This is a genomic window from Burkholderia sp. Bp8998 (assembly GCF_003854235.1).
Classification (GTDB): domain Bacteria; phylum Pseudomonadota; class Gammaproteobacteria; order Burkholderiales; family Burkholderiaceae; genus Burkholderia.
Window position 1 is genome coordinate 23,770 of sequence record NZ_QTQF01000027.1, and the last position, 25,626, is coordinate 49,395.

At 67.4% G+C, this 25,626-nt stretch carries 20 protein-coding genes; 12 read left to right on the forward strand and 8 right to left on the reverse strand.

The window, feature by feature from the left end; genetic code table 11:
- Positions 1 to 111 precede the first annotated feature (111 nt).
- From prmB to dapC, 5 genes are all read right to left on the reverse strand, one after another.
- Positions 112 to 1,020 carry a 50S ribosomal protein L3 N(5)-glutamine methyltransferase gene (prmB, locus tag DIE06_RS24670; RefSeq protein WP_124663628.1) on the reverse strand — a complete coding sequence of 303 codons (909 nt, stop codon included), beginning with the start codon at positions 1,018 to 1,020 and terminating at the stop codon, positions 112 to 114.
- 11 nt (positions 1,021 to 1,031) lie between these two features.
- Complete coding sequence (gene dapE, locus DIE06_RS24675) at positions 1,032 to 2,171, reverse strand: succinyl-diaminopimelate desuccinylase (protein WP_124663629.1); 1,140 nt, start codon at positions 2,169 to 2,171, stop codon at positions 1,032 to 1,034.
- Positions 2,172 to 2,261: 90 nt separating this feature from the next.
- Positions 2,262 to 2,630 carry an ArsC family reductase gene (locus tag DIE06_RS24680; RefSeq protein WP_044847939.1) on the reverse strand — a complete coding sequence of 123 codons (369 nt, stop codon included), beginning with the start codon at positions 2,628 to 2,630 and terminating at the stop codon, positions 2,262 to 2,264.
- On the reverse strand, positions 2,630 to 3,457 hold the full coding sequence (gene dapD / locus DIE06_RS24685) for a 2,3,4,5-tetrahydropyridine-2,6-dicarboxylate N-succinyltransferase (protein WP_014896723.1): 828 nt from the start codon (positions 3,455 to 3,457) through the stop codon (positions 2,630 to 2,632). The genes DIE06_RS24680 and dapD overlap by 1 nt, the downstream gene beginning before the upstream one ends.
- 45 nt (positions 3,458 to 3,502) lie before the next feature.
- Positions 3,503 to 4,750, reverse strand: a complete 1,248-nt coding sequence (gene dapC / locus DIE06_RS24690) for a succinyldiaminopimelate transaminase (protein WP_124663630.1) — start codon at positions 4,748 to 4,750, stop codon at positions 3,503 to 3,505.
- Positions 4,751 to 4,909: 159 nt separating this feature from the next.
- On the opposite strand from dapC, the gene DIE06_RS24695 reads away from it, so the two are divergent.
- The 5 genes from DIE06_RS24695 (at position 4,910) to def (ending at position 13,668) form a co-directional block, all read left to right on the forward strand.
- A complete protein-coding gene (locus DIE06_RS24695; RefSeq protein ID WP_124663631.1) occupies positions 4,910 to 5,851 on the forward strand; it encodes a DMT family transporter in 942 nt (313 codons plus the stop codon).
- A 141-nt stretch (positions 5,852 to 5,992) separates the two neighbouring features.
- Positions 5,993 to 9,505, forward strand: coding sequence for a chromosome segregation protein SMC (gene smc, locus DIE06_RS24700; RefSeq protein WP_124663632.1), 3,513 nt, complete (start codon positions 5,993 to 5,995; stop codon positions 9,503 to 9,505).
- An 85-nt stretch (positions 9,506 to 9,590) separates the two neighbouring features.
- The gene (locus DIE06_RS24705) at positions 9,591 to 10,883 is read left to right on the forward strand and encodes a cell division protein ZipA C-terminal FtsZ-binding domain-containing protein (RefSeq protein ID WP_124663633.1); all 1,293 of its coding nucleotides are present in this window, start codon (positions 9,591 to 9,593) and stop codon (positions 10,881 to 10,883) included.
- 179 nt (positions 10,884 to 11,062) lie between these two features.
- Positions 11,063 to 13,138, forward strand: a complete 2,076-nt coding sequence (ligA, locus tag DIE06_RS24710) for an NAD-dependent DNA ligase LigA (protein WP_124663634.1) — start codon at positions 11,063 to 11,065, stop codon at positions 13,136 to 13,138.
- Positions 13,135 to 13,668: a peptide deformylase gene (def, locus tag DIE06_RS24715; RefSeq protein WP_124663635.1), complete on the forward strand. Its 534-nt coding sequence runs from the start codon at positions 13,135 to 13,137 to the stop codon at positions 13,666 to 13,668. Before ligA ends, def begins: the two co-directional genes overlap by 4 nt.
- A 108-nt stretch (positions 13,669 to 13,776) precedes the next feature.
- Here def and DIE06_RS24720 read toward each other — a convergent pair whose 3' ends face one another.
- Genes DIE06_RS24720 through map form a run of 3 tightly spaced genes read right to left on the reverse strand, consistent with a single transcriptional unit; the run spans position 13,777 to position 19,054 of the window.
- Entirely contained in the window at positions 13,777 to 15,594 is a 1,818-nt protein-coding gene (locus DIE06_RS24720; RefSeq protein ID WP_124663636.1) for a pseudouridine synthase, read from the reverse strand.
- Between the two features lie 16 nt (positions 15,595 to 15,610).
- On the reverse strand, positions 15,611 to 18,187 hold the full coding sequence (locus DIE06_RS24725) for a [protein-PII] uridylyltransferase (RefSeq protein ID WP_124663637.1): 2,577 nt from the start codon (positions 18,185 to 18,187) through the stop codon (positions 15,611 to 15,613).
- Between the two features lie 51 nt (positions 18,188 to 18,238).
- Positions 18,239 to 19,054, reverse strand: a complete 816-nt coding sequence (gene map, locus DIE06_RS24730; RefSeq protein WP_012328760.1) for a type I methionyl aminopeptidase — start codon at positions 19,052 to 19,054, stop codon at positions 18,239 to 18,241.
- Between the two features lie 389 nt (positions 19,055 to 19,443).
- Between map and rpsB the strand changes: the two genes are divergently transcribed.
- The 7 genes from rpsB to DIE06_RS24765 all read left to right on the forward strand — a co-directional run bounded on the left by rpsB (position 19,444) and on the right by DIE06_RS24765 (position 25,620).
- Positions 19,444 to 20,184 carry a 30S ribosomal protein S2 gene (gene rpsB / locus DIE06_RS24735; RefSeq protein ID WP_006483818.1) on the forward strand — a complete coding sequence of 247 codons (741 nt, stop codon included), beginning with the start codon at positions 19,444 to 19,446 and terminating at the stop codon, positions 20,182 to 20,184.
- Between the two features lie 162 nt (positions 20,185 to 20,346).
- Positions 20,347 to 21,228 carry a translation elongation factor Ts gene (gene tsf / locus DIE06_RS24740; RefSeq protein ID WP_034184758.1) on the forward strand — a complete coding sequence of 294 codons (882 nt, stop codon included), beginning with the start codon at positions 20,347 to 20,349 and terminating at the stop codon, positions 21,226 to 21,228.
- A gap of 156 nt (positions 21,229 to 21,384) precedes the next feature.
- Complete coding sequence (pyrH, locus tag DIE06_RS24745; protein ID WP_011885142.1) at positions 21,385 to 22,098, forward strand: UMP kinase; 714 nt, start codon at positions 21,385 to 21,387, stop codon at positions 22,096 to 22,098.
- A 102-nt stretch (positions 22,099 to 22,200) separates the two neighbouring features.
- The gene (gene frr, locus DIE06_RS24750; protein ID WP_124612218.1) at positions 22,201 to 22,761 is read left to right on the forward strand and encodes a ribosome recycling factor; all 561 of its coding nucleotides are present in this window, start codon (positions 22,201 to 22,203) and stop codon (positions 22,759 to 22,761) included.
- A gap of 49 nt (positions 22,762 to 22,810) precedes the next feature.
- Positions 22,811 to 23,593: a polyprenyl diphosphate synthase gene (gene uppS, locus DIE06_RS24755; RefSeq protein WP_124612219.1), complete on the forward strand. Its 783-nt coding sequence runs from the start codon at positions 22,811 to 22,813 to the stop codon at positions 23,591 to 23,593.
- Positions 23,587 to 24,408 (forward strand): phosphatidate cytidylyltransferase, encoded by an 822-nt coding sequence (locus tag DIE06_RS24760; RefSeq protein ID WP_124663638.1) that lies wholly within the window; start codon positions 23,587 to 23,589, stop codon positions 24,406 to 24,408. Before uppS ends, DIE06_RS24760 begins: the two co-directional genes overlap by 7 nt.
- A 15-nt stretch (positions 24,409 to 24,423) precedes the next feature.
- Entirely contained in the window at positions 24,424 to 25,620 is a 1,197-nt protein-coding gene (locus tag DIE06_RS24765) for a 1-deoxy-D-xylulose-5-phosphate reductoisomerase (RefSeq protein WP_124612221.1), read from the forward strand.
- The last annotated feature ends 6 nt before the right edge of the window (positions 25,621 to 25,626 follow it).

The window sequence follows — 25,626 nt, forward strand, 5'->3', positions numbered from 1 at the left end:
GGGCGCGTGACGGACTCCTGAAGTCGTGCGGCGCGACGGCCGCTTACGCGCATCTTACCCAACCGTGCGGGACAGCGGTGTGCCGTACCGCACGGTTCGGTCTCGGGGCCGTCAGGCCTTGCGGGGCAGGTCCGACGCCTGGATCAGGAACACGGCGTCGTCACCCGCGCTGGTGGGCAGCCACGTGAGCTCGAGGCCGCCGAACGCGGCTTCGACGTGCTCGCGCTCGTTGCCGATCTCGACGACGAGTACGCCATCGTCGTGCAGCCACTTGTGCGCCTGCCCGATGATGCGCCGCACGATGTCCATCCCGTCGTCGCCGCCCGCGAGCGCCATTTCCGGCTCGTGCCGGTACTCGGGCGGGAGGGCCGCCATCGACGCTGCGTTCACGTACGGCGGGTTCGTCAGGATGACGTCGTAGCGCGTGTCGGGTTCGGCGCGAAACGCGGGCAGCGGCGCGTAGAGGTCGCCGTGATGCAGCGTGATGCGATCGTCGAGGCCGTAGTCGCGCACATTGATCGCGGCGACTTCGAGTGCCTTCTCGGACAGGTCGACCGCGTCGATCTCGGCATTCGGAAACGCGCTCGCCGCGAGGATCGCGAGGCAGCCGGAGCCGGTGCACAGCTCGAGCACCGCGCCGACCTGCTCGGGGTCGGCGACATACGGCTGCAGCCCGTCGTCGAGCAGTTCGCCGATGAACGAGCGCGGCACGATCACGCGTTCATCGACGTAGAAGCGGTGGCCGTGCATCCACGCTTCATGCGTGAGATACGCGGCCGGCACGCGGTCCGCCGCGCGTCGTTCGATCACCGCGAGCACGGCCGCGATTTCGTCGGGCAGCAGGCGGGCATCGAGGAACGGCTCGAGCGTGTCGAGCGGCAGGTCGAGCGTGTGCAGCACGAGGTAGGCGGCTTCGTCGTACGCGTTGTCCGAGCCGTGACCGAACGCGAGCTTCGCCTTCGAGAAGCGCGTAACCGCATAGCGCAGCAGGTCGCGAACAGTTGCAAAAGGTGTCGTCATGCGAGGCTCCGTCAGGCGATCAGTTGTTCGAGCACGCGGCGGTACACGTTCTTCAGCGGGTCGACGAAGCGCACGTCGATGTGCTCGTCGATCTTGTGGATGCTGCCGTTCGGCGGGCCGAATTCGATCACCTGCGGGCAGATGCGCGCGATGAAGCGCCCGTCGGACGTGCCGCCCGTCGTCGACAGCTCGGTCGTGAGGCCGGTCTCGGCGCGGATTGCGTTCTCCAGCGCGTTCGACAGGTCGCCGCGCGGCGTGAGGAACGGCAGGCCGCTCACCGACCACTTCAACGTGTACTCGAGGCCGTGCTTGTCGAGGATCGCATGCACGCGTGCCTGCAGGCCCTCGACGGTGCTCGCCGTCGAAAAGCGGAAGTTGAACATCAGGTCCGCGTGGCCGGGGATCACGTTGGTCGCGCCAGTGCCCGCGTGCAGGTTCGACACCTGCCAGGTGGTCGGCGGGAAGTATTCGTTGCCTTCGTCCCACTGTTCGGCGGCGAGCTCGGCGAGCGCCGGCGCGAGCAGGTGGATCGGGTTCTTCGCAAGGTGCGGGTACGCGATATGGCCCTGCACGCCCTTGACGATCAGTTCGCCCGACATCGAGCCGCGGCGGCCGTTCTTCACGACGTCGCCGAGTTCCGCGGTCGAGGTCGGCTCGCCGACGATGCAGTAGTCGAGGCGTTCGCCGCGCGCTTCAAGCAGCTCGACGACCTTCACGGTGCCGTCGGTGGCCGGGCCTTCCTCGTCGCTCGTGATCAGGAACGCGATTGCGCCGCGGTGGCCAGGGTGGGCCGCGACGAATTCCTCGGCGGCGACGACGAATGCCGCCAGCGACGTCTTCATGTCGGCCGCGCCGCGGCCGTACAGCTTGCCGTCGCGATGCGCAGGAATGAACGGCGGCGAGGTCCACTGCTCGAGCGGGCCGGTCGGCACGACGTCGGTGTGGCCCGCGAACGCGAGCAGCTTGCCGTCGCGGCCGTCGGTGCCGCGCTTGACGGCCCACAGGTTGGTCACGCCGTGCGACGCGATGGTCTCGCATTCGAAGCCGAGCGCGGCGAGGCGCTCGGTCATGATCTGCTGGCAATGCTGGTCGTCGGGCGTGACGGACGCGCGGGCGATCAGCTGTTCGGTAAGGGCTAGGGTGGCGGACATGGTTCGGACCACTTTCGATAAAAAATGCCGGCGCGGTGGCCGGCAGCGATGAGACGTCGGGCCGCGCCCTCGGACGCGGCGCGGGCGGCCCTAGGCGGCAAACAGCGCCGCGTACTGATCGGCCACGAAGCCGAGCGATTTCACGCGGCCGTTGACGACGAGCACGGGGCGCTTGATGACCGACGGCTTGTGGATCATCAGCGCGACCGCGCCGGACTTCGTTTCCGCGGCCGCCTTCATGGCGTCGTCCAGGCCGCGCCACGTCGTGCCGCGCTTGTTCACGAGCGCGTCGAGCGACACGTCCTTCAGCCAGTCCTCGACGAGCGGTGCGCTGACGCCAAGCTTCTTGAAGTCGTGGAACTCGAACTCGACACCGTGATCGTCGAGCCACACGCGGGCCTTCTTCACGGTGTCGCAGTTCGGAATGCCGTAGACGACCACGGTGCGCGGCTTCGCCATCAGTCGCCTCGCAGCAGCTCGTTCAGGCCGACCTTCGCGCGGGTCTTCGCGTCGACCTTCTTCACGATCACCGCGCAGTACAGGCTGTGCGAGCCGTCCTTCGACGGCAGGTTGCCGGCGACGACGACCGAGCCGGCCGGGATGCGGCCGTAGCTGACTTCGCCCGTCTCGCGATCGTAGATCTTCGTGCTCTGGCCGAGGTACACGCCCATCGAGATCACCGAGTTCTCCTCGACAATCACGCCTTCGACGACTTCCGAGCGCGCGCCGATGAAGCAGTTGTCTTCGATGATGACGGGGTTCGCCTGCAGCGGCTCGAGCACGCCGCCGATGCCGACGCCGCCCGACAGGTGCACGTTCTTGCCGATCTGCGCGCACGAACCGACGGTCGCCCACGTGTCGACCATCGTGCCTTCGTCGACGTATGCGCCGATGTTGGTGTACGACGGCATCAGCACGACGTTCTTCGCGATGAACGAGCCGCGGCGCGCGATGGCCGGCGGCACGACGCGGAAGCCGCCCGCGGCGAAATCCTCAGCCGTGTAGTTCGCGAACTTCGACGGCACCTTGTCGTAGAACTGCGAGTAGCCGCCCGCGGGCATCGGCGCGTTGTCCTCCAGGCGGAACGACAGCAGCACGGCCTTCTTCAGCCACTGGTGCACGGTCCAGTTGCCGTCGATCTTCTCGGCAACGCGCAGCGCGCCTTTGTCGAGCTGCTCGATCGCGTGCGCGACGGCTTCGCGGACGTCGGCCGGTGCGGCCTTCGGCGACAGCTCGGCGCGGTTGTCCCAGGCGGTATCGATGATTTGCTGAAGTTGTTGCGACATGTTCGTTTTCGCAGGAGATGAATGGAATTGATCGGGATGGACGTCTTACTGCGCGAGAGCCCGGCAGAAATCGACGATGCGTTGCGCGCCCTCGACGCATTCGGGGGTGCCCGCGACGAGCGCGATCCGGATGAAATCGCGGCCTGGATTCGTGCCGTGCGCATCGCGCGCCAGGTACGAGCCGGGCAGAACCGTCACATTATAGTCGGCGTACAGGCGGCGGGCGAACTCGGTGTCCGACAGGCCGGTGCGCGCGACGTTGGCCCACAGGTAGAACGCGGCGTCGGGCAGCTTCACGTCGATCACGTCGGCCAGCATCGGCGTGACCGTGTTGAACTTCTGCAGGTACAGCGCGCGGTTCTCGCGCACGTGCGCCTCATCGTTCCACGCGGCGATGCTCGCGTGCTGCCAGACCGGCGACAGCGCGGCGCCGTGGTAAGTGCGATACAGCAGGAATTTCTTGAGCAGCGCGGCGTCGCCGGCGACGAAGCCCGAGCGCATGCCCGGCACGTTCGAGCGCTTCGACAGGCTCGACAGCATCACGAGCCGCTCGAAGCCACGGCCGAGGCGGTGCGCGGCCTCGAGGCCGCCGAGCGGCGGCGCCGCTTCGTCGAAATAGATTTCGGAATAGCACTCGTCGGACGCGATCACGAAACCGTGGCGGTCGGACAGCGCGAACAGCTCGCGCCAGTCGTCGAGCGTCAGCACGGCGCCCGTCGGGTTGCCCGGCGAACACACGTACAGCAGCTGGGTGCGCGCCCAGACTTCATCGGGCACGGCCGCGTAGTCGCACGCGAAGTTGCGCGCGGGGGCGCTGTTCGCGAAATAGGGTTCGGCACCGGCCAGAAGCGCCGCGCCTTCGTAAATTTGATAGAAAGGATTCGGACAGAGTACGATCGCCTTCTTGCCGTCCGAGGTCGGGCGCGCGTCGATCACCGTCTGCGCGAGCGAAAACAACGCCTCGCGCGACCCCGACACGGGCAGCACCTGCGTGGCCGGGTCGATCGTCGGCAGCCCGTAGCGGCGTTCGAGCCAATGTGCGATCGACGTGCGCAGCGCGTCCGAGCCGGCCGTGGCCGGGTACGACGCGAGGCCGTCGAGCGAAGCCACCACGGCGTCGCGGATCAGTGCCGGGGTCGGGTGCTTGGGCTCGCCGATGCCGAAGCTGATCGGTTTCAGGCCGGCGGAAGGCGTACCGGCACCGGGCGTCACGTCCTTGAACAGGGCGCGCAGCTTTTCGAAGGGATAGGGCTGGAGCGAGTCGAGTCGAGGGTTCACGGGCGAAGCGGCCATCGCGGCCGGTTGGAGCGAAAGGGGCGGCGCAGGTGCCGCACGGCTGCGAACGGGCGCCGACGGCGCGCGGGTCGCAGCGGACGATTATAGCGTGACGCAATGCGGTCACGGCCCGCCGGAACGGCGGCCGGGCCGGTCGAATAAAGGGTATCGAACCAAATGAATAACGCGGTACGCGGCAGCCTGCCGACGCTGGCCATCCTTATCGGCGCGTCGGTATGGGGCCTGATCTGGTATCCGCTGCGGATCCTCGCGTCGCTCGGCCTCACCGGCACGCTGGCGAGCGCGCTGACGAGCGCGGTCGCATTCCTGTTCGTGGTCGTCGTGCGCCACCGCACGATTGCGACGCTGCGCTGGCACTGGGTGCTGCCGGGCATCGCGGTCACGGCGGGCGTGACGAACCTCGGCTTCGTATGGGGCACGATCCACGGCGAAGTGCTGCGCGTGATGCTGCTGTTCTACCTGACTCCCGCATGGACCGCGATCTACGCGCATTTCCTGCTGCGCGAGCGGCTGACCTGGGCCGGCGCGGGGCTCGCGGCGCTGTCGATCGGCGGCGCGATGCTGATGCTGTGGTCGCCGAGCCTCGGCATGCCGCTGCCGGCCAACCCGGCCGAATGGGCGGGGCTCGCGGCCGGCCTGAGTTTCGCGATGAGCAACGTGCTCGTGATCAAGGCGAGCCGCGAGCTGCCGGAGATGCGCGCCGAGATGCGCACGGCGACGCTGTTCGGCGGCGCGGCGGTGTTCGGCGCGATCGCGTCGCTGTTCGAAGGGTTGCCGGTCGCGCCGGCGGGCAGCCAGCTTGGCATGGCCGCACTGATCATCGCCGCGATCGGCGTGACGATGGCCGCGAACAACCTGCTCGTGCAATACGGGCTCGCGCGCGTGCCGGCAAACCGCGCGTCGATCATCATGCTGTTCGAGATCGTGATCACCGCGCTGTCCGCGTGGGTGTTCGCGAACGAACTGCCGAGCGCGCGCGAGTGGGCGGGCGGCGCGTGCATCGTGCTGGCGACGCTGCTGTCGAGCCGGGTCCATCGTGCCGCGCCGGTATCGGGCAAACCCGGCGACGGGCGGGACGGTGCACGCGCGATGGTATGATGGAAGCCGTTTGCGGGGCCCAACGCTTGAGATGCGCGCGGCCCCGCTTTTGAATTCCGGGGCGCATCGCGCGCATGGGCCGTCCGGCCCCGCGCGTCGCGGCCCCGTCCGTTTCACACCTTCTTCACATCCGATACCGCCGTGCGTCTGAGCTCGATCAAACTCGCTGGCTTCAAATCCTTTGTCGATCCCACGCATTTCCAGGTTCCGGGCCAGCTTGTCGGCGTGGTGGGCCCGAACGGGTGCGGCAAGTCCAACATCATCGATGCCGTGCGCTGGGTGCTCGGCGAATCGCGCGCGTCCGAGCTGCGCGGCGAATCGATGCAGGACGTGATCTTCAACGGCTCGACCGCCCGCAAGCCCGGCAGCCGGGCTAGCGTCGAACTGATCTTCGACAACTCCGACGGCCGCGCGGCCGGGCAGTGGGGCCAGTACGGCGAGATCGCCGTGAAGCGCGTGCTGACGCGTGACGGCACGTCGAGCTACTACATCAACAACCTGCCGGCGCGCCGCCGCGACATCCAGGACATCTTCCTCGGCACGGGCCTGGGGCCCCGCGCATACGCGATCATCGGGCAGGGCATGATCGCGCGGATCATCGAGGCGAAGCCGGAAGAGCTGCGCGTGTTCCTCGAGGAAGCCGCGGGCGTGTCGAAGTACAAGGAACGCCGCCGCGAGACCGAGAACCGTCTTCACGACACGCGCGAGAACCTGACGCGCGTCGAGGACATCGTCCGCGAGCTCGGCGCGAACCTCGCGAAGCTCGAGGCGCAGGCCGTCGTCGCGACCAAGTACAAGGAACTCGTCGCCGACGGCGAGGAGAAGCAGCGCCTGTTGTGGCTGCTGCGCAAGAACGAGGCCGCGGGCGAGCAGCAGAAGCAGCAGCGTGCGATCGAACAGGCGCAGATCGACCTCGAGGCGCAAACGGCGAAATTGCGCGAGGTCGAGGCGCAGCTCGAGACGCTGCGGGTCGCGCATTACTCGGCGAGCGACGCGATGCAGGGCGCGCAGGGCGCGCTCTACGAGGCGAATGCCGAGGTGAGCCGCCTCGAGGCCGAGATCAAGTTCATCGTCGAGTCGCGCAACCGCGTGCAGGCGCAGATCGCCGCGTTGAACGCGCAGCGCGAGCAGTGGCGCGCGCAGGCCGAGAAGGCGCAGGACGAGCTCGAGGAAGCCGAAGAGGCGCGCGCGATGGCCGACGAGAAGGCCGTGCTCGCGGAAGACAACGCAGCCGCGAAGCACGACGCGCTGCCGGCGCTCGAGGCGAAATGGCGCGATGCGCAGGCGCAGCTCAATGACGAGCGCGCGCGGATCGCGCAGACCGAACAGTCGCTGAAGCTCGAGGCCGCGCACCAGCGCAATGCCGACCAGCAACTCCAGCAGCTCCAGCAGCGTCATGAGCGCCTGAAGTCCGAGGCGGGCGGGCTCGACGCACCGGACGAAGCGCAGCTCGAAGAGCTGCGCATGCAGCTCGCCGAGCAGGAAGAGATTCTCGCCGAAGCACAGGCACGCCTTGCCGATGCGCAGGAAGCGCTGCCGCGCCTTGACGGCGAACGCCGTGCGGCTCAAGAGCGTGTGCAGGCCGAAAGCGCGCAGATCCATCAGCTCGAGGCGCGGCTCGCCGCGCTCAAGCAGCTGCAGGAGAACGTGCAGACCGAAGGCAAGATCCAGCCGTGGCTCGACAAGCACGAGCTCGGCGCGCTGCCGCGTCTCTGGAAGAAGCTGCACGTCGAGGCCGGCTGGGAAGCGGCGCTCGAGGCCGTGCTGCGCGAGCGCCTGGCGGCGCTCGAAGTGTCGAATCTCGACTGGGTGAAGGCGTTCGCGACCGATGCGCCGCCCGCGAAGCTCGCGTTCTACGCGCCGCCCGCGGCCGGTGAGCCGCCGGCCGCCGCCGCCGGGCTGCGCCCGGTGCTGTCGCTCGTGCGCATCGACGATGCAGGCATCCGTGCGGTGCTGAACGACTGGCTCGGCAACGTGTACGTCGCCGACGACGTAGCGCAGGCGCTCGCGACGCGCGCGCAACTGCCGGCAGGCGGTGCGTTTGTCGTCAAGGCCGGCCACATCGTCACGCGTGTCGGCGTGCAGCTGTACGCGGCCGATTCGGAACAGGCGGGGATGCTGGCCCGCCAGCAGGAAATCGAGAACCTGACACGCCAGGTGCGCGCACAGGCGCTGCTCGCCGACGAGGCCCGCACGGCCGCGGTGCGGGCGGAAGCCGCGCACACGCAGGCCACGCAGGCGCTCGGCGACGTGCGCGCGCAGGCCGAACGCGCGACGCAGCGCGTGCACGCGCTGCAGATGGACGTGCTGAAGCTCGCGCAGGCCCATGAACGCTACACGCAGCGCAGCACGCAGATCCGCGAGGAACTCGAGGAGATCGGCGCGCAGATCGACGAGCAGCGCGCACTGCGCGCGGAATCGGAGGCGAACTTCGAGCGCTTCGACGGCGAACTAGCGGAACTGCAGGCGCGCTTCGAGGACAACCAGCTCGCATTCGAGGCGCTCGACGAATCGCTGACGCAGGCGCGCCAGGAGGCGCGCGACCTCGAGCGCGGCGCGAACGACGCGCGCTTCGCCGCGCGCAACGCGGTCACGCGGATCGACGAGCTCAAGCGCAGCATCCAGGTCGCGCACGAGCAAAGCGAGCGCGTTGCCGCGTCGCTGGAAGACGCGCGCGCCGAACTCGAGACGATCAACGAGCAGACCGCGCACACGGGCCTGCAGGATGCACTCGAAATCCGCGCGGTGAAGGAAGAGGCGCTGCAGGCCGCGCGGATCGAACTCGACGACCTGACCGCGAAGCTGCGCGCGTCGGACGAGCAGCGCCTCGTTGCCGAGCGTTCGCTGCAGCCGCTGCGCGACCGCATCACCGAGCTGCAGCTGAAGGAGCAGGCCGCGCGCCTGTCCGTCGAGCAGTTCGCGGAGCAGCTCACGGCGGCCGAGGTCGACGAGGCAGCGCTGCGCGAGAAGCTGACGCCGGACCTGAAGCCGTCGTATCTGCAGGGCGAGGTCACGCGCCTGAACAATGCGATCAACGCGCTGGGTCCGGTCAACATGGCCGCGCTCGACGAGTTGAAGGCCGCGAGCGAGCGCAAGGTGTTCCTCGATGCGCAGTCGGCCGACCTGACCGACGCGATCACGACGCTCGAGGATGCGATCCACAAGATCGACCAGGAAACCCGCACGCTGCTGCAGGGCACCTTCGACGAGGTCAACCGTCACTTCAGCGACCTGTTCCCGCGTCTGTTCGGCGGTGGCCAGGCGAAGCTGATCATGACGGGCGACGAAATCCTCGATGCGGGCGTTCAGGTGATGGCGCAGCCGCCGGGCAAGAAGAACGCGACCATCCACCTGCTGTCGGGCGGCGAAAAGGCGCTGACCGCCACCGCGCTGGTGTTCGCGATGTTCCAGCTGAATCCGGCGCCGTTCTGTCTGCTGGACGAGGTCGACGCGCCGCTCGACGACGCGAACACCGAGCGTTTCGCGAATCTCGTGCGCGCGATGTCCGACAAGACGCAGTTCCTGTTCATCTCGCACAACAAGATTGCGATGGAAATGGCGCAGCAGCTGATCGGCGTGACGATGCAGGAGCAGGGCGTGTCGCGGATCGTCGCGGTGGACATGGAAACCGCCGCGGGTTTTGCCCAGAATTGACGTTTGACGAAACCGGACCGCGTTCGCGCGGCGCATGGGCGCCCGTTCGCGGTTCCGACGAACAAGAATTGCTGATGGAGCGTGCATGGACGAGTTGACACTCGGTTTGATCGGCGCGGGCGCCGTCGTGGTGGGCGGCGTCGTGGTCTACAACGCATGGCAGGGCGCGAAGGTGCGGCGCAGGATGCCGCGCCCGATGCCGGAAGAGGCGGCCGAGGCGATGAATCGCCCCGAGCGCGACGAAGAGTTGCCGTTCATCGAGCCGGTGCGCCAGCCCGTGCGCCGTGAGCCCGCCGCACCGACACCGGCCGCCGCCGCGAGCGCGCCGGTCGAAGCCGCGCGCGTCGAGCCTACCTTCGGCGGCGTGGCGCCTGCCGACACGCCGGCCGACCTGCAGGCCGAGGCCACCGGGGTCGACACGCCGTTGGCGTCGACCGAGTCGGCCGAGCAGGCCGTTGACGAAGCTGCGGTCGCCGCCGCGCAGGACGCGCCGGCCGCCGACGCCTCGCACGAACCGGCCGAATTCGTGCTGCCGGCCGCGACGACGATTTCGTCGGCGCCGCCCGCGATCGTCGACCGCCGGATCGACTGCATCGTGCCGATTCGCCTCGGCGCGCCGATGCCGGGCGACAAGATCCTGCCGGCCGCGCAGCGGCTGCGCCGGGCGGGCAGCAAGCCCGTGCATATCGAAGGCAAGCCGGAAGGCGGCCAGTGGGAGCTGCTGCAGAACGGCGTGCGCTATGAAGAGCTGCGCGCGGCCGCGCAGCTCGCGAACCGCAGCGGCGCGCTGAACGAGCTCGAATTCTCCGAGTTCGTGACCGGCGTCCAGCAGTTCGCCGACGCGATCGACGGCGCACCGGAATTCCCGGACATGATGGAGACGGTCGCGATGGCGCGCGAACTCGACGGCTTTGCCGCGCAGTGCGACGCGCAGCTGTCGATCAACGTGATGTCGGATGGTGCGCCGTGGTCGGCGAACTACGTGCAGGCCGTGGCGTCCCAGGACGGGCTGCTGCTGTCGCGCGACGGCACGCGGTTCGTGAAGCTCGACGCGAAGCAGAACCCCGTGTTCATGCTGCAGTTCGGCGACACGAACTTCCTGCGCGACGACCTGACCTACAAGGGCGGCAACATGATCACGCTGGTGCTCGACGTGCCGGTCGCCGAAGAGGACATCCTGCCGTTCCGGCTGATGTGCGATTACGCGAAGTCGCTGTCCGAACGGATCGGCGCGCGTGTCGTCGACGATTCGCGCCGGCCGTTGCCGGAGTCGACGCTGGTCGCGATCGACCAGCAACTGATGAAGCTGTACGCGAAGCTCGAGGAAGCCGGTATCCCGGCCGGTTCGCCGGTCACGCGCCGCCTCTTCAGTCAGTAACGCGTTACACGGGCGGCGGTCTGCGGTGCCGTCGCCCGTCAGCCCAGCGTAGCTGCAGTGCCGCACACACTGCCCGTGTGCACCGCAGCGGGCCTGCGCGGCACGCATCGCGCCCCCCGCCGCGGCGTCAAACTGAGATAATCGAACATCCGATTTTTCAGAACGAAACTGCCGCCAGCATGGCCCGAACCCAAGCCGAACCGCCAGCCAGCCAGCCCGACGCGCGTGCAGCGTGGCTGCGCGACCAACTCGAGCGGGCGAACTACGCCTATTACGTGCTCGACCAGCCGGATCTGCCCGACGCCGAATACGATCGGCTGTTTGGCGAACTGCAGCAAATCGAAACCGATCATCCCGAACTCGTGACGCCCGATTCGCCGACGCAGCGCGTCGGCGGCGAAGTGGCGCACGGTTTCACGCCGGTCGTTCATGACGCGCCGATGCTGTCGTTGAACAACGGCTTCACCGACGAGGACATTGCCGCGTTCGACAAGCGGGTCGCCGACGCGCTCGACAAGACGACCGATCTCGCCGGTTCGGTGACGGACCCGGTCGAGTACGCATGCGAGCTGAAATTCGACGGGCTTGCGATCTCGCTGCGCTACGAGCACGGCGTGTTCGTGCAGGCGGCGACGCGCGGCGACGGCACGACGGGTGAGGACGTGACGGAGAACGTCCGCACGATCCGCTCGATCCCGCTGAAGCTGAAGGGCAAGCACGTGCCGGCCGTGCTGGACGTGCGCGGCGAGGTGCTGATGTTCAAGCGCGATTTCGCACGCCTGAACGAACGCCAGCGTGCGGCCGAGCAGCGCGAATTCGCGAATCCGCGCAACGCGGCGGCCGGCAGCCTGCGTCAGCTCGACCCGAAGATCACCGCGCAGCGCCCGCTGTCGTTCTTCTCGTACGGGATCGGCGTGCTCGACGGGATGCCGATGCCGGACACGCACGGCGCGCTGCTCGACTGGTACGAGTCGCTCGGCTTGCCGGTGAACCGCGAGCGCGCGGTCGTGCACGGCGCCGACGGCCTGCTCGGCTTCTTCCGCAAGGTCGGCGAGAAGCGCGAGTCGCTGCCATACGATATCGACGGCGTCGTCTACAAGGTGAACCGGCGCGACGAGCAGGATCGCCTCGGCTTCGTGTCGCGCGCGCCGCGCTTCGCGCTCGCGCACAAGTTCCCCGCGCAGGAAGCGCTGACGAAGCTCGTCGCGATCGACGTGCAGGTCGGCCGCACGGGGGCGATCACGCCGGTCGCGCGGCTCGAACCCGTGTTCGTCGGCGGCGCGACGGTGACCAACGCGACGCTGCACAACGAGGACGAAGTGCGCCGCAAGGACATCCGGATCGGCGATACCGTGATCGTGCGGCGCGCGGGCGACGTGATCCCCGAGGTCGTCGGTGCGCTGCTCGACCGCCGGCCGGCCGATGCGGCCGAGTTCGTGATGCCGACCGAGTGCCCGGTGTGCGGCTCGAAGATCGAGCGCCTGCCGGACGAGGCGATCGCGCGCTGCACGGGCGGCCTGTTCTGCCCGGCGCAGCGCAAGCAGGCGTTGTGGCATTTCGCGCAACGCCGTGCGCTCGACATCGACGGGCTCGGCGAGAAGATCATCGATCAGCTTGTCGAACTGAACCTCGTGCGCACGCCGGCCGACCTGTTCAATCTCGGTTTCGCGACGCTGGCGGAACTCGACCGGTTCGCCGAGAAGTCCGCGCAGAATTTGCTCGACTCGCTCGAGAAGGCGAAGCACACGACGCTCGCGCGCTTCATCTACGGGCTCGGGATCCGCCATGTCGGCGAATCGACCGCGAAGGATCTCGCGAAGCATTTCGGGTCGCTGACCCCGATCATGGACGCGTCGATCGAGGAACTGCTCGAAGTGAACGACGTCGGACCGATCGTGGCCGAGTCGCTCCACCAGTTCTTCGCGGAAGAGCACAACCGCACGGTGATCGAGCAACTGCGCGCGCCCGGCAAGGTGACGTGGCCTGAAGGCCCGCCCGCGCCGAAGGCGCCGCAGGGCGTGCTGGCCGGCAAGACGGTCGTGCTGACGGGCACGCTGCCGAACCTTACGCGCGACGCGGCGAAGGAGATGCTTGAAGCGGCGGGCGCGAAAGTCGCGGGCTCGGTATCGAAGAAGACGGATTACGTGGTCGCGGGCGCCGAAGCCGGCAGCAAGCTCGCGAAGGCCGAGGAACTCGGCATCCCCGTACTGGATGAAGACGGACTGCACCAACTCCTGGAGGGCAACACGCCATGATTCGCGAGATCCTGAAGATGGGCGATCCGCGCCTGCTCGAAGTCGCCAAGCCGGTCGAGCGGTTCGATACCCCCGAACTGCACGAGATCGTCGCGGACATGTTCGAGACGATGCATCACGCGAACGGTGCGGGGCTAGCCGCGCCGCAGATCGGCGTCGGGCTGCAGATCATCATCTTCGGCTTCGGCAGCAACAACCGCTATCCGGACGCGCCGCCCGTGCCCGAGACCGTGCTGATCAACCCGAAGCTCGAGTACATGCCGCCGGACATGGAAGAGGGCTGGGAAGGCTGCCTGTCGGTGCCGGGCATGCGCGGTGTCGTCAGCCGCTATGCGAAGGTGCGCTACAGCGGCTTCGACCAGTTCGGCGCGAAGCTCGACCGTGTCGCCGAAGGCTTCCACGCGCGGGTCGTCCAGCACGAGTACGACCACCTGATCGGCAAGCTGTATCCGATGCGGATCACCGACTTCACGCGCTTCGGCTTCACCGAGGTGCTGTTCCCGGGGCTCGATTCGGCCGACGACGACTGACATTGAAGCGGTTGCGCACACCGTGTTGCGCGTCGTCGTTGTATCGAAACGAAAAAGCCCGCTCGCGCGGGCTTTTTTCATCGCGTGGCACGCAGTGCGTGTCCGCGGTCAGAACGACTCGTCGGCCGACAGGTAGCGCCATTGCCCCTGCGGCAGCGCGCCGAGCATCACGCGACCCATCCGTACGCGCTTCAGGCCGATCACTTCGAGGCCGACCAGTTCGCACATGCGGCGGATCTGGCGCTTCTTGCCCTCGCGCAGCACGAAACGCAGCTGTTCGCCGTTTTGCCAGCTCACCATCGCCGGCTTCAGCGGGACACCGTCGAGCTCGAGGCCGTGGCGCAGCTTCGCGAGCGATTCAGCAGGGAAGTGCTGGTCGATGTCGAGCAGCCGTTCGCCGAAGCGCACGCGCACCAGGTACTCCTTGTCGATATCCGACTGCTCGCCGATCAGCTGCTTCGCGATTCGGCCGTTCTGCGTCAGCACGAGCAGGCCGGTCGAATCGATGTCGAGCCGCCCGGCCGGCGCGAGCGCGTGCAGGTGCTGCGGCGAGAAGCGCAGAGGCGAACGGTCGCCGCTCCACTGGTTCGCGCGCGTGATCAGTACCGACGCCGGCTCGTAGCCGTCTTCCGCCTGCCCTGACACATAGCCGACCGGCTTGTGCAGCAGGATCGTCACCTGCGCAGCCTGCGCGGCGCTCGCGCGCTCGTCGATCTCGATCTTCTGGTCCGGGCGGACCTTGGTGCCGAGCGTGTCGATGCGTTCGCCGTCGACGAGCACCCAGCCCTTTTCGATCCACTCGTCGGCTTCGCGGCGCGAGCACAGGCCGAGTTCGGACATGCGCTTCGACAGGCGCATCAGGCCCGTTTCATCGCCGTGGTCGACGTCGGCGGCGCGGCGCTTGAGCGGTTGTGCGGTCTTCAGCGCGGCGCCGGTCGAGCGGCGTTCGGTGCTGCCGCGCTCGCCGTCGCGTGCGGGGCGAGCCGGGCGATCGGACGACGTGCGGCGCTCGCCGAAGCTGCGCTTTTCGCCAGAGCCGGCTGTCTTGTCGCGATAGGGCGCCCGTGCGCCGCCTTCGGCACCCGCGCGGCGCGGGCGTGCATCGTCGTCGCTGCGACGTGCCGGACGATCGGACGACGTGCGGCGTTCACCGAAGCTGCGTTTCTCGCCGTAGCCCTCTGCCTTGTCGCGATACGGTGCCCGTGCGCCGCCTTCGGCGCTTGCACGGCGCGGCCGTGCATCGTCGTCGCTGCGACGTGCCGGACGATCGGACGACGTGCGGCGTTCACCGAAGCTGCGTTTCTCGCCGTAGCCCTCTGCCTTGTCGCGATACGGTGCCCGTGCGCCGCCTTCGGCGCCTGCACGGCGCGGCCGTGCATCGTCGTCGCTGCGACGTGCCGGACGATCGGACGACGTGCGGCGTTCACCGAAGCTGCGTTTCTCGCCGTAGCCCTCTGCCTTGTCGCGATACGGTGCGCGTGCGCCGCCTTCGGCGCCTGCACGGCGCGGGCGTGCATCGTCGTCGCTGCGACGTGCAGGACGGTCGGACGGTGTACGGCGCTCGCCGAAGCTGCGCTTCGCGCCTTCGCCGGCTGCCTTGTCGCGATACGGTGCGCGCGCGCCGCCTTCGGCGCTTGCGCGGCGCGGCCGCGCCTCGTTGTCGCTGCGATAGCCGCGTTCAGCACCGCCGTCACGCGGCGTGCGCTTCGCCGGCGCGCGATCCGCACCGGAACCTTCGCCGCGCGGCTTGAACGCGCGTTCGCCGGCGGCGGCCGGAGCGGCGGCCTTCTTCGGGCGCGGCGGCTTGTCGGCCGCGGACGGCGCGGCGGGGCGCACCGCCTTGCGGGCGACGAGGCTGCCGGAGCGGACGGGTGCGCGGGTCGGCGACGCCGGCCGCGGATTCTTGACGGTCAATTTGGTGCGCATAAACGCTGGGATTCATTCAGACTGCGATCGCGCGCAGCAATTCGGTTTCGAGCTGGATCTGCAGGCGGTTGTCGGACAGGCCGGCACCATCGAGCAGGAAGATGTCCTCGACGCGTTCGCCGAGCGTATTGATCCGCGCCGCGTGGACGCCGACCTGATGCTCGGCCAGGACGCGCGCGATCGAATAGAGAAGGCCCGGCCGGTCGTTGGCGGACACGGACAGGATGTAGTACTGACCGCGCTCGTCGGCCCGGAGGTCGACGCGCGGCGTGATCGGAAACGTCCGGGATAGCCGCGACAGGCGGCCCTTGGACGGCTCCGGCAGCGACGCGGTTTCGGCCAGGCGCGTCGCGAGTTGCTGTTCGACGAGATTCGCGATGTCGCGGTAGCGCACGTCGTGTTCGGTCTGCGTGACGATGAAGTTGTCGAGCGCATAGCCGTGCCGTGTCGTGCTGACGCGTGCATCGAGCACCGACAGTCCGTTGCGGTCGAAGTATGCGCAGATGCCCGCGAACAGGTCGGGGCGGTCCTTCACGTACACGAGCACCTGCAGCGCGTCGCCGATCGGCGACGGCCGCGCTCGGACGATCGCGGTCTCGGCGTTCACGTGCCGGTACAGCACGCGCGTCTGCCATGCGATGTCAGCGGCGTCGTGGCGCAGGAAGAAGCCGATGTCGAGCTGATCCCAGAGTGCGCGGTGCGCGTCGTCGGGCACGGTTTCGAGGCGCAGCAGCGCGAGCGCCTGCTCCTGCCGCGACTTCAGTTCCGAATGCGCGTCGGGATTGGCGCCGCCGAGCACCGCGAGCGTGATGCGGTAAAGATCCTCGAGCAGCTTGCCCTTCCAAGTGTTCCACACCTTCGGGCTCGTGCCGCGGATATCGGCGACGGTCAGCAGGTAGAGCGCGGTGAGGTACCGTTCGTTGCCGACGACGTCGGCGAAGCGCTTGATGACGTCAGGGTCGCTCGTGTCCTGCTTCTGCGCGACCTGGCTCATCGTCAGGTGATGCTGGACGAGCCACACGATCAGCGCCGCGTCGTCGCCAGTGATCCCGTGCTCTCGGCAGAAGCGCCGCGCGTCGGCCATCCCGAGCGTCGAGTGGTCGCCGCCGCGGCCTTTCGCGATGTCGTGGAACAGCGCCGCGACATACAGCACCCATGGGCGTTCGAAATTACCGATCAACTGGCTGCAGAACGGGTACTCGTGCGCGTGCTCGGCCACAGCGAAGCGGCGGATGTTGCGCAACACCATCAGGATATGCTGGTCGACCGTGTACACGTGGTACAGGTCGTGCTGCATCTGGCCCACGATGCGGCGGAAATTCAGCAGGTAGCGGCCGAGCACGCTCGTCTGGTTCATCAGCCGGAACGCATGCGTGATGCCTTCGGGCTGCTGCAGGATCTGCATGAACGTGCGGCGGTTCTGAGGATCGCGCCGCCACGTGTGGTTCATGATCTCGCGCGAGTTGTACAGCGCGCGCAGCGTGCGGGCGGACAGGCCCTTCACGCCGCGGGTCGCCTCGTACAGCAGGAACGCTTCGAGGATCGCGTCGGGATGGCGTTCGAACACGCCGTCGTCCACGATCTCGAGCATGCCCTGTTTCTCGACGAAGCGATCGGGCGACAGCACGCGCGTGATGCCGCTCGTCGCGGGGAACAGCTGCGCCTCGATGTTCTGGATCAGGATCGTCGCGAGCTGCGTGACCGCCTTCGCGGCCCAGTAGTAGCGGCGCATCAGCTGCTCGCTCGCGCGCTTGGCTTGCGTCGGCCGGTAGCCGAAGCTCTCGGCGGCCTGCGTCTGCAGGTCGAACACGAGCATGTCCTGGCGGCGGCCGGCGATCACGTGCAGCCGTGCACGCAACGTCTTCAGGAATCCTTCGTTGCGGCGCAGCTCACGCGCCTCGCGATCGGTGATGAGGCCGCGCGTGTCGAGTTCGCGCCAGCTGCTGCCGAAGCCGGCCGCGCGCGCGATCCACAGGATCGTCTGCAGGTCGCGCAGCCCGCCGGGGCTTTCCTTCACGTTCGGCTCGAGGCTGTACGGCGTGTCCTGGAACTTCGCGTGGCGCTGGCGCATCTCGAGCACCTTCGCGGTGAAGAACGCGCGCGCGTCGAGTGCCTCGTGATACCGCACGGTAAAGCGTTCGAACAGCGCGGTGCTGCCGACGATGCGGCGCGCCTCGAGCAGCGAGGTCTGCACGGTGACGTCCTGCGACGCTTCCTCGATGCATTGGGCAACCGTGCGCACGCTGCTGCCGATCTCGAGGCCGAGATCCCATGCCATCCCGATGAAGCGCTCGATGCGCGCGTCGAGCGCCGGGTCGTGCGCATCGGGCAGCAGCACCAGGATGTCGACGTCGGAGTGGGGCGCGAGCTCGCCGCGCCCGTAGCCGCCGACGGCGACGAGCGCGAGCGTCGCGGGCAGCCCGCAGTCGTCCCACACGCGCTTGAGCGCATCGTCGGTGAGTTTCGACTGCGCGTGCATCAGCGACGCGACGTTCGTCGCGCTGCGAAAGCGCTCGAGCATGTCGGCCTTGGCGGCCTTGAATTCGGCGCGTCGCGACAGCGCTTCGGGCGAGGGGGCGGCGTGAGCGCTCATGGGCGGCCGTTCAGGTCAGGGGCGGGGGGGGGCGGGCCAGCGCGACGGCGCTCAGACCGCGGCGGCCGGTTGCGCGAACACCGGGCGCGCCGGCGTGCCGGCGGACACCGTCAGCACCTCGTAGCCCGTTTCCGTGACGAGCACCGTGTGCTCCCACTGCGCGGACAGGCTGCGGTCGCGCGTCTTGACCGTCCACTGGTCGGGCATCGTGCGGATGTCGCGCTTGCCGGCGTTGATCATCGGCTCGATCGTGAAGATCATCCCGGCCTTCAGCTCGATGCCGGTGCCCGGGCGGCCGTAGTGGACGACCTGCGGATCCTCGTGGAACACCGTGCCGATGCCGTGGCCGCAATATTCGCGCACGACGCTGTAGCCCTGCGCCTCGGCGTGCTTCTGGATCGCGTAGCCGATGTCGCCGAGGTGCGCGCCGGGCTTGACCTGGTCGATGCCGAGCCACATGCACTCGTAGGTGGTCTGCACCAGACGCTTCGCGAGAATCGAGCCCTCGCCGACGATGAACATCCGGCTGGTGTCGCCGAAGTAGCCGTTCTTGATCACGGTGATGTCGATGTTCAGCGCGTCGCCGTTCTTGATCACCTTCTCGCCCGGAATGCCGTGGCAGATCACATCGTTGACCGAGATGCAGGTGGCCTTCGGGTACGGCGGATAGCCGGGCGGCTGATAATTCAGCGGCGCGGGGATCGTGCCCTGCTCGTTGAGCATGAATTCGTGACAGAGCCGGTCGAGTTCGGCGGTCGTGACGCCCGCGACGACGTGCGGCGTGATGAAGTCGAGCACTTCGCTCGCGAGACGGCAGGCGACGCGCATCTCGGCGATGTCGTGTTCGTTTTTGAGCGTAATAGCCATCGAGGTATGCCTGGAATGCGGTGAATTGACGGATTATCGCACCTTATGGCGGGCCTCGCAGCCCCTGCCGGCGGTGCCGATGCGGGTTTTCGCGGATTGTCCGGCCGACTGCCGCGCGGCAAGCGAAAGTGGCAGGCGACTTGAGAGCCGACAAATCGGCGTGCTATACTCTTTGGCTAAGTCGACATCCAAATGCCGAACATGCCCCGTTGTGGGGTGGTATGGGGCGGTATGGCGATGAAAGGCTTGCGGCACGGGCATTTTCGCACGTGCCGAATCGCAAGCCGGCGCAACCAGGGTGCCGGCCGCGCGGAATTCGCGCCCTTCGGGGCAGGTTCGCGCGGCGGTACGGCAGCCGGCTTAAGACCCAACCCTCGTGGAGAATTTACATGGCAGTCACGATGCGCCAAATGCTGGAAGCGGGTGTCCACTTCGGTCACCAGACGCGCTTCTGGAACCCGAAGATGGCTCCGTTCATTTTCGGTCACCGCAACAAGATTCACATCATCAACCTCGAAAAGACGCTGCCGATGTTCACGGACGCACAGAAGTACGTGCGCCAGCTGGCAGCGAACCGCGGCACGATCCTGTTCGTCGGCACGAAGCGCCAGTCGCGTGACACGATCGCCCAGGAAGCGCAACGTGCGGGCATGCCGTACGTCAACGCACGCTGGCTCGGCGGCATGATGACCAACTTCAAGACGCTGAAGGTATCGATCAAGCGCCTGAAGGACATGGAGGCGGCAGTCGAGGCAGGTGAGCTCGAGAAGATGAGCAAGAAGGAAGCGCTGCTGTTCGAACGCGAAATCGCCAAGCTGCAGAAGTCGATCGGCGGCGTGAAGGACATGGGCGGTATTCCGGACGCAATCTTCGTCGTCGACGTCGGCTACCACAAGATTGCCGTCACGGAAGCGAACAAGCTGGGCGTGCCGGTCATCGCCGTGGTCGACACGAACCACTCGCCGGAAGGTGTGGACTACGTGATCCCGGGTAACGACGACTCGAGCAAGGCAGTCGCGCTGTACGCTGAAGGCGTGGCCGACGCGATCCTGGAAGGCCGTGCGAACGCGGTCAACGAAGTGGTCCAGGCAGCGCGTGGCGACGACGAGTACGTCGAGGAAAACGCGTAACTGGCCCCGAGCCGGCGCAAAAAGGGGGCTCTCAACAGGCCCCCTTTTTTTAAGCTTGTGCGCCGGACCTGATCGCGCCGAATCGGTGCGGGTCCGGAAACGATTTTCGGCCGTTCGCGTCCAAGCGGGCGGCGTTGTGAATACAGACTCAAGGAGCGAATGATGGCGGCAATTACCGCAAGCATGGTGGCAGAACTGCGCGCAAAGACCGACGCACCGATGATGGAGTGCAAGAAGGCGCTGACGGAAGCCGACGGCGACCTGGCCAAGGCTGAAGAGCTGCTGCGCGTCAAGCTCGGCAACAAGGCAAGCAAGGCGGCATCGCGCGTGACGGCCGAAGGCGTCGTTGCATCGTTCGTCGGCGGCAACGCAGGCGCGCTGGTCGAACTGAACTGCGAAACCGACTTCGTCGCGAAGAACGACGACTTCCTCGCATTCTCGAAGACGGTTGCAGAACTCGTCGCGACGCAAAACCCGGCCGACGTGGCAGCGCTGTCGGCACTGCCGCTCGAAGGCTCGACCGTCGACGCAGTCCGTCTGGCCCTGATCGGCAAGATCGGCGAGAACGTGTCGATCCGCCGTTTCGTCCGTTTCGAAACCGCGAACAAGATCGCGACGTACCTGCACGGCGCGCGTATCGGCGTGATCGTCGAGTACACGGGTGCTGAAGAGCAGGTCGGCAAGGACGTCGCGATGCACATCGCCGCGATGAAGCCGGTCGCGCTGTCGTCGGCCGACGTGCCGGCGGAACTGATCGAGACGGAACGCCGCGTGGCCGAGCAGAAGGCTGCCGAATCGGGCAAGCCGGCTGAAATCGTCGCGAAGATGGTCGACGGCAGCGTCCAGAAGTACCTGAAGGAAGTGTCGCTGCTGAACCAGACGTTCGTGAAGAACGACAAGCAGACGATCGAGCAGATGCTGAAGGCGGCGGATTCGGCAGTGCAGAAGTTCGCGCTGTTCGTCGTCGGCGAAGGCATCGAGAAGCGTCAGGACGACTTCGCCGCCGAAGTGGCCGCGCAAGTCGCAGCAGCAAAGCAGCAGTAAGCAGTCAGGCAGTATCCGCGGCGGGCGTCCGCTCCGCCGCGGCCGGCGGCGCCGCCGGCCGGCCGGGAACCCCGGTCCGACCGTCGGCGCTTGCCCGAATCAGTATTTCGCCCCTACAGTTCGTGGTTGTCATCCTCTCGTCGCTCGGAAGCCCCTATGTCCAATGCCTATAAACGCGTCCTCCTCAAACTCTCCGGCGAAGCGCTGATGGGCGACGATGCCTTCGGCATCAATCGCGCGACGATCGAGCGGATGGTGGCGGATATCGCCGAAGTCGTGGGTCTCGGCACGCAGCTCGCGGTCGTGATCGGCGGCGGTAACATTTTCCGCGGTGTCGCGGGCGGTGCGGCGGGCATGGACCGCGCGACGGCCGACTACATGGGGATGCTGGCGACGATGATGAACGCGCTGGCGCTGCAGGATGCGATGCGCCACGCCGGCATCGTCGCGCGCGTGCAGTCCGCGCTGCGCATGGATCAGGTCGTCGAGCCGTACATCCGGCCCCGCGCGATCCGCCAGCTCGAGGAAGGCAAGGTCGTGATCTTCGCGGCCGGCACGGGCAACCCGTTCTTCACGACGGACACGGCCGCCGCGCTGCGCGGTTCGGAAGTGGGCGCCGAGGTCGTACTGAAGGCGACCAAGGTCGATGGCGTATATTCTGCCGATCCGAAGAAGGATCCGTCGGCCACGCGCTACACGACGATCAGCTTCGACGAGGCGATCAGCCGCAATCTGCAGGTGATGGACGCGACGGCCTTCGCGCTGTGCCGCGACCAGAAGCTGCCGATCCGCGTGTTTTCGATCAACAAGCCGGGCGCGCTCAAGCGTATCGTGCTGGGCGAGGACGAAGGTACGCTCGTCCACGTGTAAACTCCCGCGGATGCGGGCAAGCGGCGTGGGTTGCCGGCCGCGGCGCGTCGCGCGCCGGGCGGGGCCCGCGTTCTTTGAAGGTTGGAAGGTTTGGAGGTTGAAATGAGTGTCGCTGATGTCAAGAAGGGCGTAGAGCAGAAGATGCAGCGCTCGATCGAAGCGTTCAAGAACGATCTGGCGAAGATCCGTACCGGCCGTGCGCATACCGGTCTGCTCGATCACGTGCAGGTCGACTACTACGGTTCGATGGTGCCGATCTCGCAGGTTGCGAACCTGACGCTCGTCGACGCACGCACGATCGGCGTGCAGCCGTGGGAAAAGAACATGGTCGCGAAGGTCGAGAAGGCGATCCGCGAAGCCGATCTCGGCCTGAACCCGGCGACGGCCGGCGACCTGATCCGCGTGCCGATGCCGGCGCTGACGGAAGAGCGCCGCCGCGAGCTGACCAAGGTGGTCAAGAGCGAAGGCGAAACGGCCAAGGTCGCGATCCGCAACCTGCGCCGCGACGCGAACGAAGCGCTCAAGAAGCTCGTGAAGGACAAGGAAATCTCGGAAGACGACGAGCGCCGTGCGAGCGACGACGTGCAGAAGCTGACCGACAAGCACGTTACCGAAGTCGACAAGCTCGTGCAGAGCAAGGAAGCCGAGATCATGACGGTCTGACGACCGTCCTCGCGCGCCGCCTTCTTCCCGCATTACTGTCTCAACGGCCATGACCTATACCAGCTCAACTGTTCGCGTGCCTGACGTCGGCGCCGTGCCGCGTCATATCGCGATCATCATGGACGGCAACGGCCGTTGGGCGACCGAACGCCGCTTGCCGCGCGTCGCGGGGCACACCCGCGGCGTGGACGCCGTGCGGGCGGTGGTCGAAGGCTGCGCGCGCGCCGGCGTCGAATACCTGACGCTGTTCGCGTTCAGTTCGGAAAACTGGCGCCGCCCGAACGACGAAGTGTCGTTCCTGATGCGACTGTTCATCACTGCGCTCGAGCGCGAGATCGGCAAGCTGCATGCGAACGGGATCCGCCTGCGGGTGGTGGGCGATCTCGAGCGCTTCGAGCCGCGCATCCGCGAACTGATCCGCCGCGCCGAAACCAAGACGGCGCGCAACACCCGTCTGACCCTGACGATTGCCGCGAACTACGGCGGCCGCTGGGACATCCTGCAGGCGACGAAGAAGCTCGTCGAGCAGGCCGTGCGCGAGGGCCGCGAGGTCGACGTGACCGAAGACGCGTTCGCGCCGCACCTGGCGATGGCCTATGCGCCGGAGCCCGATCTCTTCATCCGCACCGGCGGCGAGCAGCGCGTCAGCAACTTCCTGCTGTGGCAGCTCGCGTACGCCGAATTCTATTTCACCGACAAATACTGGCCGGATTTCGACGGCGCGGCGCTGGCCGACGCGATCGCGTCGTATACCGAGCGCGAGCGCCGTTTCGGGCGCACCAGCGCGCAGCTCGAACCGCACTCGCAGAACGCCGATTCCCTTTCATGCTGAAGACCCGTGTGATCACGGCGGTCGTGATGCTGGCAGTATTGCTGCCGGTGACGCTGTTCGCGCCGCTCGCCGCGTTCGGCGCGCTGATCGGCGTCGTGCTCGTATTCGCCGCGTGGGAATGGGCGCGCCTGCTGAAGCTCGGCGCGACCGGTTCCGTGGTCTATGCGATCGTCGCGGCGCTGGCGCTCGCGGCGACCGCGCCGCTCGGCGTCGATGCCGCTTCATCCCGTCCCCTTTTCATGGCGGCCGGCGTGTTCTGGCTGCTGGTCGGTCCGTTCTCGTTGCGGCGCAAGCCGGAACTCGCAGGCGGCGTATGGCGGCCGTTCCTGCTCGCGGCCGGGCTGGTGGTGTTCGCGGCCTGCTGGCATGCGGTCGTCGCGGCGCGTGCGCAGGGCGTTCCGTTCGTGCTGTCGCTGCTTCTGGTCGTCTGGCTGGCCGATATCGGTGCATATTTCGCGGGCAAGGCCTTCGGAAAGCGTAAACTCGCTATTACGATCAGTCCCGGGAAGAGCTGGGAAGGCGCGATCGGCGGCTGGCTCGCCGTGATGGTCGTCGCGGGTGTCGCGATGGCCGCGCACTGGTTCGAGCCGACCCTGTTTTCCGCATTCGCGACGCGCTACGGGATGCCCGGCGCGTGGGCCGCGCTGACACTGCTGGTCGCGTACAGCGTGATCGGCGACCTGTTCGAGTCGCTGCTCAAGCGTCAGGCGGGCGTGAAGGATTCGAGCGGCCTGCTGCCCGGTCACGGCGGCGTGCTCGACCGCGTCGACGCGCTGCTGCCGGTGCTGCCGCTCGCAATGCTGCTGCTTGGTTAAACCACTATTTCTGTTATGCAAAAACGTCTGACACTGCTCGGTTCCACGGGCTCGATCGGAGACAGCACGCTCGACGTGGTCGCCCGCCATCCCGAGCGTTTCTCGGTCTACGCGTTGACCGCGCACCGCAACGGCGACAAGCTCGTCGAGCAGTGCCTGCGCTTCGCACCCGAAGTCGCGGTGGTCGGCGATGCGGACACGGCGGCGCACGTCGAGGCGAAACTGCGCGCGGCGGGCAGCAAGACCACGGTACTGTACGGGCCGCAGGCGCTCGTCGACGTGTCGAAGAGCGACGGCTGCGATACGGTCGTCGCGGCGATCGTCGGCGCGGCCGGTCTCGCGCCGAGCCTCGCGGCCGCGCGCGCCGGCAAGCGCATCCTGCTCGCGAACAAGGAATCGCTCGTGATGTCGGGCGCGATCTTCATGGACGCCGTGCGCGACCATGGCGCGATCCTGCTGCCGGTCGACAGCGAACACAACGCGATCTTCCAGTGCATGCCGCGCGACGAGAACGAGCACGGCGGGATCTCGAAGATCATCCTGACCGCGTCGGGCGGCCCGTTCCGCACGCGCGAGCCGGCCACGCTCGTCGACGTGACGCCGGACGAGGCGTGCAAGCACCCGAACTGGGTGATGGGCCGCAAGATTTCCGTCGATTCCGCGACGATGATGAACAAGGGCCTCGAGGTGATCGAGGCGCACTGGATCTTCGGCCTGGCCGGCGACCGGATCGACGTGCTGATCCACCCGCAGAGCGTGATCCATTCGCTCGTGTCGTACCGCGACGGCTCGGTGCTCGCGCAGCTCGGCAACCCCGACATGCGCACGCCGATCGCGCATGCGCTGGCGTTTCCGGAGCGCGTCGACGCGGGTGTCGACCAGCTCGATCTCGCGCAGATCGCGCAGCTGTCGTTCGAGAAACCCGACTACACGCGCTTCCCGTGTCTCGCGCTCGCGCTGAAGGCGCTTGAAGAGGGCGGTATCGCGAGCGCCGCGTTGAACGCGGCGAACGAAATCGCGGTCGAAGCGTTTCTCGAGCGCCGGATCGGCTTCATGGCGATCGCGGCGACGGTCGATGCGGTGCTCAACGCACTGCCGAACCGCAACCCGAACGGGCTCGACGACGTCCTGGCGGCGGATGCCGAGGCACGCCGCCTCGCCGCCGAGATCATTGCGAAAGCGCCTGCGCCACGCGTGGAGCGCACAGTCTGAATGAGG

Coding starts and splice junctions, on each gene's coding strand:
- tsf (WP_034184758.1), top strand. CDS start 20,347: ATGGCGGCAATTACCGCAAGCATGGTGGCAGAACTGCGCGCAAAGACC.
- rpsB (WP_006483818.1), top strand. CDS start 19,444: ATGGCAGTCACGATGCGCCAAATGCTGGAAGCGGGTGTCCACTTCGGT.
- ligA (WP_124663634.1), top strand. CDS start 11,063: ATGGCCCGAACCCAAGCCGAACCGCCAGCCAGCCAGCCCGACGCGCGT.
- dapD (WP_014896723.1), bottom strand. CDS start 3,457: ATGTCGCAACAACTTCAGCAAATCATCGATACCGCCTGGGACAACCGC.
- DIE06_RS24695 (WP_124663631.1), top strand. CDS start 4,910: ATGAATAACGCGGTACGCGGCAGCCTGCCGACGCTGGCCATCCTTATC.
- DIE06_RS24680 (WP_044847939.1), bottom strand. CDS start 2,630: ATGGCGAAGCCGCGCACCGTGGTCGTCTACGGCATTCCGAACTGCGAC.
- DIE06_RS24725 (WP_124663637.1), bottom strand. CDS start 18,187: ATGAGCGCTCACGCCGCCCCCTCGCCCGAAGCGCTGTCGCGACGCGCC.
- def (WP_124663635.1), top strand. CDS start 13,135: ATGATTCGCGAGATCCTGAAGATGGGCGATCCGCGCCTGCTCGAAGTC.
- frr (WP_124612218.1), top strand. CDS start 22,201: ATGAGTGTCGCTGATGTCAAGAAGGGCGTAGAGCAGAAGATGCAGCGC.
- dapC (WP_124663630.1), bottom strand. CDS start 4,750: ATGGCCGCTTCGCCCGTGAACCCTCGACTCGACTCGCTCCAGCCCTAT.
- DIE06_RS24760 (WP_124663638.1), top strand. CDS start 23,587: ATGCTGAAGACCCGTGTGATCACGGCGGTCGTGATGCTGGCAGTATTG.
- prmB (WP_124663628.1), bottom strand. CDS start 1,020: ATGACGACACCTTTTGCAACTGTTCGCGACCTGCTGCGCTATGCGGTT.
- DIE06_RS24720 (WP_124663636.1), bottom strand. CDS start 15,594: ATGCGCACCAAATTGACCGTCAAGAATCCGCGGCCGGCGTCGCCGACC.
- DIE06_RS24765 (WP_124612221.1), top strand. CDS start 24,424: ATGCAAAAACGTCTGACACTGCTCGGTTCCACGGGCTCGATCGGAGAC.
- dapE (WP_124663629.1), bottom strand. CDS start 2,171: ATGTCCGCCACCCTAGCCCTTACCGAACAGCTGATCGCCCGCGCGTCC.
- map (WP_012328760.1), bottom strand. CDS start 19,054: ATGGCTATTACGCTCAAAAACGAACACGACATCGCCGAGATGCGCGTC.
- DIE06_RS24705 (WP_124663633.1), top strand. CDS start 9,591: ATGGACGAGTTGACACTCGGTTTGATCGGCGCGGGCGCCGTCGTGGTG.
- pyrH (WP_011885142.1), top strand. CDS start 21,385: ATGTCCAATGCCTATAAACGCGTCCTCCTCAAACTCTCCGGCGAAGCG.
- uppS (WP_124612219.1), top strand. CDS start 22,811: ATGACCTATACCAGCTCAACTGTTCGCGTGCCTGACGTCGGCGCCGTG.